The 7191-nt window shown below is 33.6% G+C and carries 8 protein-coding genes; 1 reads left to right on the forward strand and 7 read right to left on the reverse strand.

Going from position 1 to position 7191, the window contains the following annotated elements:
• Positions 1-64: 64 nt before the first annotated feature.
• The 4 genes from ACJMLB_RS01985 to mvk all read right to left on the reverse strand — a co-directional run bounded on the left by ACJMLB_RS01985 (position 65) and on the right by mvk (position 5044).
• Complete coding sequence (locus ACJMLB_RS01985) at positions 65-1411, reverse strand: RNase J family beta-CASP ribonuclease (RefSeq protein WP_295604649.1); 1347 nt, start codon at positions 1409-1411, stop codon at positions 65-67.
• 152 nt (positions 1412-1563) lie between these two features.
• Positions 1564-2613, reverse strand: coding sequence for a type 2 isopentenyl-diphosphate Delta-isomerase (fni, locus tag ACJMLB_RS01990; RefSeq protein ID WP_405323186.1), 1050 nt, complete (start codon positions 2611-2613; stop codon positions 1564-1566).
• Between the two features lie 482 nt (positions 2614-3095).
• A complete protein-coding gene (locus tag ACJMLB_RS01995; RefSeq protein ID WP_405323188.1) occupies positions 3096-3911 on the reverse strand; it encodes an isopentenyl phosphate kinase in 816 nt (271 codons plus the stop codon).
• A 149-nt stretch (positions 3912-4060) separates the two neighbouring features.
• Positions 4061-5044 carry a mevalonate kinase gene (mvk, locus tag ACJMLB_RS02000; protein WP_405323191.1) on the reverse strand — a complete coding sequence of 328 codons (984 nt, stop codon included), beginning with the start codon at positions 5042-5044 and terminating at the stop codon, positions 4061-4063.
• A 140-nt stretch (positions 5045-5184) separates the two neighbouring features.
• Here mvk and ACJMLB_RS02005 point away from each other — a divergent pair, with 140 nt between their 5' ends.
• Complete coding sequence (locus tag ACJMLB_RS02005; RefSeq protein WP_405323193.1) at positions 5185-5331, forward strand: hypothetical protein; 147 nt, start codon at positions 5185-5187, stop codon at positions 5329-5331.
• A gap of 193 nt (positions 5332-5524) precedes the next feature.
• Here the strand turns inward: ACJMLB_RS02005 and ACJMLB_RS02010 are convergent, their stop codons facing one another.
• The 3 genes from ACJMLB_RS02010 to amrB form a co-directional block, all read right to left on the reverse strand.
• Positions 5525-5842: a TfoX/Sxy family protein gene (locus ACJMLB_RS02010; protein ID WP_405323195.1), complete on the reverse strand. Its 318-nt coding sequence runs from the start codon at positions 5840-5842 to the stop codon at positions 5525-5527.
• Between the two features lie 74 nt (positions 5843-5916).
• The gene (locus tag ACJMLB_RS02015) at positions 5917-6345 is read right to left on the reverse strand and encodes a hypothetical protein (RefSeq protein ID WP_405323197.1); all 429 of its coding nucleotides are present in this window, start codon (positions 6343-6345) and stop codon (positions 5917-5919) included.
• Positions 6346-6604: 259 nt separating this feature from the next.
• A partial coding sequence (gene amrB, locus ACJMLB_RS02020; protein WP_405323199.1) for an AmmeMemoRadiSam system protein B occupies positions 6605-7191 on the reverse strand: 587 nt, incomplete at its 5' end.

A 7191-nucleotide genomic window follows, 5' to 3' on the forward strand; every position in this document is an offset into this window, starting at 1 on the left:
TTAAAATTTGTTAATAATAATTATTTTTTTAAAGAAATGAGCCCAAATAAGTTAATTAGATTAACTAGTGGCCATTAAAGACCTGAGCTTGTGCATTTCTTAAAATATGAATATTGTTTCCTATTCTGTATCCTTCTTCCTCTGCAAGCTCTCCATAAGCAACTAACATCTCAAGCTCACCGTGAGCAGGAATGATGTGCTTAGGCTTAAGCATTCTCAAGAAATCCCTATGGTCTTCACGGCCAGCGTGTCCGGAAACGTGAGCATTTGCATAGATTCTTGCGCCATTTGCCTTTAGTTTGGATTCAAGAATATGCCTGTTTGCAGCATTGGTTGGATTTGGAATGATAGGTGCTGAAAATATGACATTGTCTCCTTTCTTTACATTGAATGGAGTTCTTCCACTTGCTATTCTTGGAAGCAATGCATCAGGTTCACCTTGGTGACCAGTTGTTACAAGCAAGAACTTGTCCCTATCATCTTCAGCTTTCATAAGAGCCTTATTGACTGCTTTAGGAGATCCGTAAACATAAGCGTTTGCAGGCAATTTCAAGATTCCCAAGTTCTGTGCGATTCCACAGAACCTTTCCATGGAACGTCCTAAGAATAGAATTTCCCTATCGCTGTCCTTTGCAATGTCTGCAATGGTTTGAATCCTTTCAATATGAGATGAGAAAGTGGTTACAATCATACCTTCTTTTGCCTTTAAAGGTTCTCTCATCAAGTCTTCAAGAATTATTCTTGCAACCTTTTCTGAATATGTTCTGGTTTCAGTGTAATTGATTGCATTGGTAGTCTCTACAATAAGAGCCAATACTCCCTTTCTACCTAATTCCCTAAGCCTGTTGTAATCAGGTGGTGGGGAAACCTTTTGATGGTTGTCAAACTTAAAGTCCAATGCATAAACGATTATTCCTTCATTGGTGTGCAATACAGGGAACACAGCTTGAGGAATACTGTGAGTGGACTGTACAAACTCCAATGTAATGTCCTTGGATAACTTGATCTTGCTTCCAGGGTTTAATGGTCTGATTGGATTGTTTACCTTGAATTTACGTTCTCCTTTAATTTGCTTTTCAATTAATGCAGTGGTATAAGGGGTTCCAATGATTGGTGCATCGTATCTGTGAGCCAATTTGGCAACAGCACCAATGTGGTCCAAGTGACCATGTGAGAATACTATTCCCTTAACTTTACCGTCTACATCCTTCATGATTGTATCGTCTGGAATTACTCCTCTTTCGATTAAATCCAAACTGTGCATTCTATCAATATCTGTATCTTCGTGAATGCTTATTCTGTCTAAGTGGATACCCATATCAAAGATGATTACATCTTCACCGACTTTTACTGCAGTCATGTTCTTTCCTACTTCTTCATATCCACCTATTGCAATAACTTCTACAGTCATTTATTGCCTCCTTTTTGTTTTTTTTCCGTAAAATAATTAGTATGATATTTATTTTCAAATTATAAAGTACAATACATTCTAAATAATATAAAAATAAGAGTTAAAACTCTTAAATTAAAAAATAGAATTTTTTAAGATAATCATCTTATGAATTATCTTCTAGCATATGCTTTTGTATCAAAGCCTCTTGCTTCTAACCAGTTTTTAGTTTCTCCTTTGATGATGAGACTTGAATTCTTAAGCTCCTCGATATTTGAAGCTCCAACTAAAAACATTGCAATTCTTAATGATTCATTGAACCTTTCCACCATTTGGACTAAAGCGTCTTGCCCTTCATAAGCTCCTTTAAGTGCAGGAAGTGCCATACCAACAGCATCTGCACCAAGTGCAATTGCCTTTGCAGCATCAAGACCTGATCTGATACCACCAGAAGAGACAACTGGAATATCAACAGAATTCACTACTTCTGCAGTGCTTACAGCAGTAGGGATTCCCCAATCCCAGAACAATTCTCCTAAATATCTGTCATCTGCACGATAGGTTTCAACAGCAGCCCAACTGGTTCCGCCAGCACCTTCTATATCAATAAAGCTTACTCCTGCATTTTCAAGAGTCTTTGCATCTTCAGCACTAATTCCAGTACCGGTTTCCTTTGCCATGACAGGAACCTTAACTGATTTGCAAATCTCAGCTATTGAATCTATGTATCCTCTTGCATCAACATCTCCTTCAGGTTGAATAGCTTCCTGTAAAGGGTTCAAATGGATTGCTAAGATATCACTATCCAATATTTCAATAGCTTCCTCTGCCAAATCAGATTGAGGTGCTCCAATATTTCCTAAAACAAGTGCATTTGGAGCATATTCCCTTACAACATCATAAGTGTCTCTAAGTTCTGGATTTACAATAGCTGCCCTTTGACTACCTAAACCTAAACCTATTTGCTTATCTTCTGCAACAGTAGCCAATTCCTTATTGATGTCCTTAGCAGCAGGATGTCCTCCAGTGATTGCTGTAATGAATAAAGGGGATTCCAATTTCTTGCCGAAAACTTCTGTTGAAATATCAATTTCCTCTTTATGAACTTCAGGCAATGCCCTATGGATCAATTCAATATCCTCAAAGCCTGTAGTCTTATCCTTATAATTAACATCATAATTCTTACAAATCAATAGATGTTCTAATTTTCTATCTGAAATCATTGTTTCCTCTTTTATAATTAATAAACTGTAAGTATAATATGTTTAAATTAATATTAAGTAATATCCAAACATGGAAACCTAAAAAAAGCAATCAAATATAACTATTTTTTAAATAGTAAACCTTTAAAAGTAGTTTAAATATCTAAAATAAACTAATAACTGTAAAATTCTTATAAATAGAAAAATTAAATTTAAAAAAGCCCTTATAAATAAAAGTTAAATTAAATAAAATATTCTTACGTGTTTAATTAGGTCCCGAATGAATTTAAAAACATTAAAATCCGACTTAATATTAATTCTAATTTTTTAAATTCAAAATATATGAAAATTACATATATTTTAACTATTTATAATTTTTTATTTTCATTATATTTAAATATTGGGTAAAAATAGAGTAGTTTAAGAAAAAATTGTTTAAAAAGAGGTTAAATAATACTAAAAAAGAAAAAATAATGGTAAAAAAGAGCAATGAAGAACTAAAATTATTTTCTGCAGATTTTAGTTCCATTCACTTTCATACCCTGCAATGCCTTTGCAATGGCCCCTTCCTCATTTGCATTGATGATTTCAGAACTTATTCCATAATCTGCAAGGTCTAAAAGCTCTTTTACCTTTCCAACCATTCCTCCGGTTACATCAACATTGGTAGTGGATTCCAAGAACTTGATGTCTTCAATGGAGTTCACTTCATCAATATGAACTGCATCATCATGAGTTTTAGGGTTTTTAGTATAAACCCCTGCAACATCAGTTCCAAGGACAATCCTATCAGACTTTAGGAACTTAGCAATGTATTGCAAGACTTGATCTCCGGAGATAACTGCAATCTTCACTTCATCATCAATAACCACATCTCCAAAGAGAACAGGCACAAAACCTTCCCTAAGATATGTCTTTATTAAGTTCAAGTCAAAATCATAAATCCTTTTATTGTGTGATGTTATAAAGGAAGATGGAGGTATTGCAATAACTGGAATGCCATGATCAATCAAGGATTCACAGATGATTGAATTCAATTTCTTGACCTCATTTTGAACTTCAGCAAATCCTATCCTCTTTTCAAGGTAATCCTTCATTTCAAAAGGTTGGCCAATTTGATACTTTTTAGCAGGTGGGTGACCAAATGAGCCTGCACCATGAACAATTACAAGACCATCTATCAAGTCATTGCTGATTTCTTCAGCATATAAAGACTCTCTGATTTCCTCTGCAATACGATTCAAGTTTTCATAATCCACTTTAGGTTCCGCTGAGTCCTTTTCAGTTAATATGCTTCCGCCAATCTTTAAAATAATCATAAAATCACACTATAATTAAAAATAATTTTTAAAATAATATTTAAAATAATATTTAAAAAAATATTATAAATAATATTTAAAATAATATTTAAAATAAATTTAGAAAAATGAAAAATAATTATAAACAGTTTTCATTGCAATCACAAAATCTAAGGTAAAGGAGGAGCCCTCCTATTTACTAAAACACCATCCTTTGAGAACTTGACTTTAATTGTTTTATCTTCAACATTGATTGCCTCTGCAACTTCATCCACATTGTCTTCCCTACATAGGGAAATTATACTTCCCCCACCACCAGAACCAGTGATTTTGGATGCTAGCGCTCCATTGTCACGAGCAGTATAAATCATTCTGGACAATTCATAAGTGTTTACACCTAAAGAGTCAAGCAATCCCTGATTCAAATTCATGAGTTCAGCTATCCTTTCCACATCATTCTTTATGATTGCAACTCTTGCCTCATTAGCAATCTTGCCCATTGTAGAGATTATAGGATTGACCAATTCAGGATAGGTTTCCTTTAATGTCTTTACGTTCTTAACCATTTTAGCAGTGTTTCCATACTTATTTGTGAATCCCACAACAAATGGAGCATCCAAATGACTGTCAAAACGGACTATTCTCTTTTCACGAGATAAGTAGATTAATCCCCCATAGGTGCTTATCAATGTATCCAATGGACTTGCTATTCCCTGAACATCCTCTTCAACTCCATGGGCTTCATGTGCAAGTGTTTCCTTATTGAATTCAACACCATGAAAATGATGCAATGCAGCAATTGTAGCGACAGTTACAGCAGCAGAAGAACCTAAACCGGAACCGATAGGCAAATTAAGGGATAAGCTCATATCAATTGCACTGTGGTCATGAAACTTCCCCATGGCATTTAGAATATATCGAATAATTCCAGGTTTACCTCTAACTAATGTATAAGTTCCTCTACGAGTGTCCATCTTCACTTCAAAACCTAAATCATTGGATTTTAATGTGGAGAAATTGTTATTTGATCTGCGAATGCTTACTGTAGCCCTTTTATTGACTGCACCTGCAATAGCCGGTTCATCATAAACTACTGAATGCTCACCGAAAAGGATTGTCTTTCCCGGTGCAGAAGCTACTGATATATGTCTCATCTCTAATTCTCCCTCATTTTTTTAAAGTTAAAATTCACTATTCTAAAATCCAATATTTGATTTTGAAATTCTTTTTAATTGTATAAAATTTAATATATTTATAAATTTATCTTAAATAGTATAAAAAGTATACTATAGATATGGAAAGGAATATTGAAAAAGAATGTTACAATTGCAAATATTTAGAGTTTGACATGGACTTATGCACCCAATTCTTTTGCAAGTATCATGAAAAGCTAATCAATCAAGATGATAGCTGTGAAAATTGGCAAAAAAATGAAAAATAACTGAACAATAAATAGAAAAAACTTTATATTTAAAAGAAAGAGATGTAGATTATTACATGACTGAAGATGGAGCTATTGTTATAGATTGTGGAGGTTGTGACTTTGAATTCTTAAGAATTGTGAATCTAATAGTAGAAAATCTCGAACAATGGACTTACGAAGATTTAAAATAAGAATAATCAGATGAAAAAAGTTATTTACGCTTTTTCTTAGGAGCTGGAAGCTCATCATACATCGCTTCCAATAGATCTTTTAAGAATTCTCTATCATCCACATCATCCACAAGCACCATTTCCTTTGCACCATCATAAGGAAATTCCATATCTGCTTCTGGCATCATCTCAATAGCTGCTTTTACAGGTTTTACGAGGAAACGGTCATCGTAGATTCCACCAATAATCTTGCCACGATAGTAAATAATGTATTCTCCCATCATTGCCCGGTAGGAAATTTCATCCAAATCTGAAAGTTGCTCCAAAATGTATTCCAAATATTCCTTACTTGATGACATAATCAACCAATCCCAATAATAAAATAAAAAAAATTAAATTAAATTAAATTAAAAAAAACTAAAAATCTAAAACTTTAATCCTTATTAAAAATTACAGATCTTACCTTGCTTGGAAACTCTTTAGGGCTTATGCCTGCAGTTCTCCAAACAAAGAATTCCATAATTAAAAATGTTAAGAATATCCAAATAAATCCTAAAATCCAATCCATAAGACCAGTCATTCCTGACTCAATTAGAAAGATTATGCAAGAAATAGAAAATACGGCATAAAGTTCCCCTGTAATCATTCCAGGAGTATAAGGTTTTTCCAGTTTTGCAAGCTTAATCCCCATTATATGTATAAAACCTTCAAATACCCCAAGAAGCAGTACTGCACAGGATAAAAAGAGAGTATTTGGAAAAATCAATGCTAAAAAAGTTATTGCAAAAATGTAGATATCAGGTTTAGCATACATGTCATGAAGGTCTATATTGGAAAGATCTATTTGCCATATCCTAGACATTACATCAAAAAATCCTCCGGGAAAACGCTGTTCTTCCCATTCATGCAATGTTACAATACATGTTGCTATTATGATTATTTTTTGAATTATGGCAAGACTATTCCACATCAGTATTCCGATGACTAATAATACAAGAGCATATGCTGTTAGGAAATACAAACTGTATTTATTAAAAGTTTTCATATTTTACATCCCCCTCTAAATTTTTTGAAATTATTTTTTCATAATCCCTCTTTAAGAAAAGACAATTTAAAAAAATCTAATACCATACACCAGAACCATAACCAACAACAGATGCATAATCCAAAGTTATGTCACCACTTGTTGAATGCTGCAGGAGTTCAAAGTTCTTTTGGCCTAATTTTTTAGAAAATTCCATACTTACCATAGTTGGGCCGTATCCACATATACTAATTTGTTTATTTTTTACAACTTGATAGAGCCCTTCAGTATTTGCATCGAACACTTCATTAAACACAAGGTTGTCATGTTCAATGGTCTTTTCCTGAGACTTAAAATGAGATAAATCAGTACTATCAATCAAAGTGATTTTTCTTCCTATGTTTTGGCTAGATTCATAGATGGAATTTGCCAAATCTTTAGATGTTTCAACAGATTGATCCATCATGCATATTGGAACTATCTTGAAGTTGCTGTCAAAGTACTTTAGGAATGGAAGCTGAACTTCACAACTATGTTCCTTTAAGTGTGCATTGAAATCCGCCTTAGCGAAATTGGAGTTCTTGATGATTTCATCTGCAAGTTCATTGTCTACATCACAGACTCCATTTGGCACTACCCATGAACCTTCATTATATACAGAAACCTCTTCTCCAAAGCCAGTAT

The sequence above is a fragment of the Methanobrevibacter sp. genome, assembly GCF_045114555.1.
Lineage (GTDB): Archaea > Methanobacteriota > Methanobacteria > Methanobacteriales > Methanobacteriaceae > Methanobrevibacter.

Coding starts and splice junctions, on each gene's coding strand:
- ACJMLB_RS01985 (WP_295604649.1), bottom strand. CDS start 1,411: ATGACTGTAGAAGTTATTGCAATAGGTGGATATGAAGAAGTAGGAAAG.
- fni (WP_405323186.1), bottom strand. CDS start 2,613: ATGATTTCAGATAGAAAATTAGAACATCTATTGATTTGTAAGAATTAT.
- ACJMLB_RS01995 (WP_405323188.1), bottom strand. CDS start 3,911: ATGATTATTTTAAAGATTGGCGGAAGCATATTAACTGAAAAGGACTCA.
- mvk (WP_405323191.1), bottom strand. CDS start 5,044: ATGAGACATATATCAGTAGCTTCTGCACCGGGAAAGACAATCCTTTTC.
- ACJMLB_RS02005 (WP_405323193.1), top strand. CDS start 5,185: ATGGAAAGGAATATTGAAAAAGAATGTTACAATTGCAAATATTTAGAG.
- ACJMLB_RS02010 (WP_405323195.1), bottom strand. CDS start 5,842: ATGTCATCAAGTAAGGAATATTTGGAATACATTTTGGAGCAACTTTCA.
- ACJMLB_RS02015 (WP_405323197.1), bottom strand. CDS start 6,345: ATGTCTAGGATATGGCAAATAGATCTTTCCAATATAGACCTTCATGAC.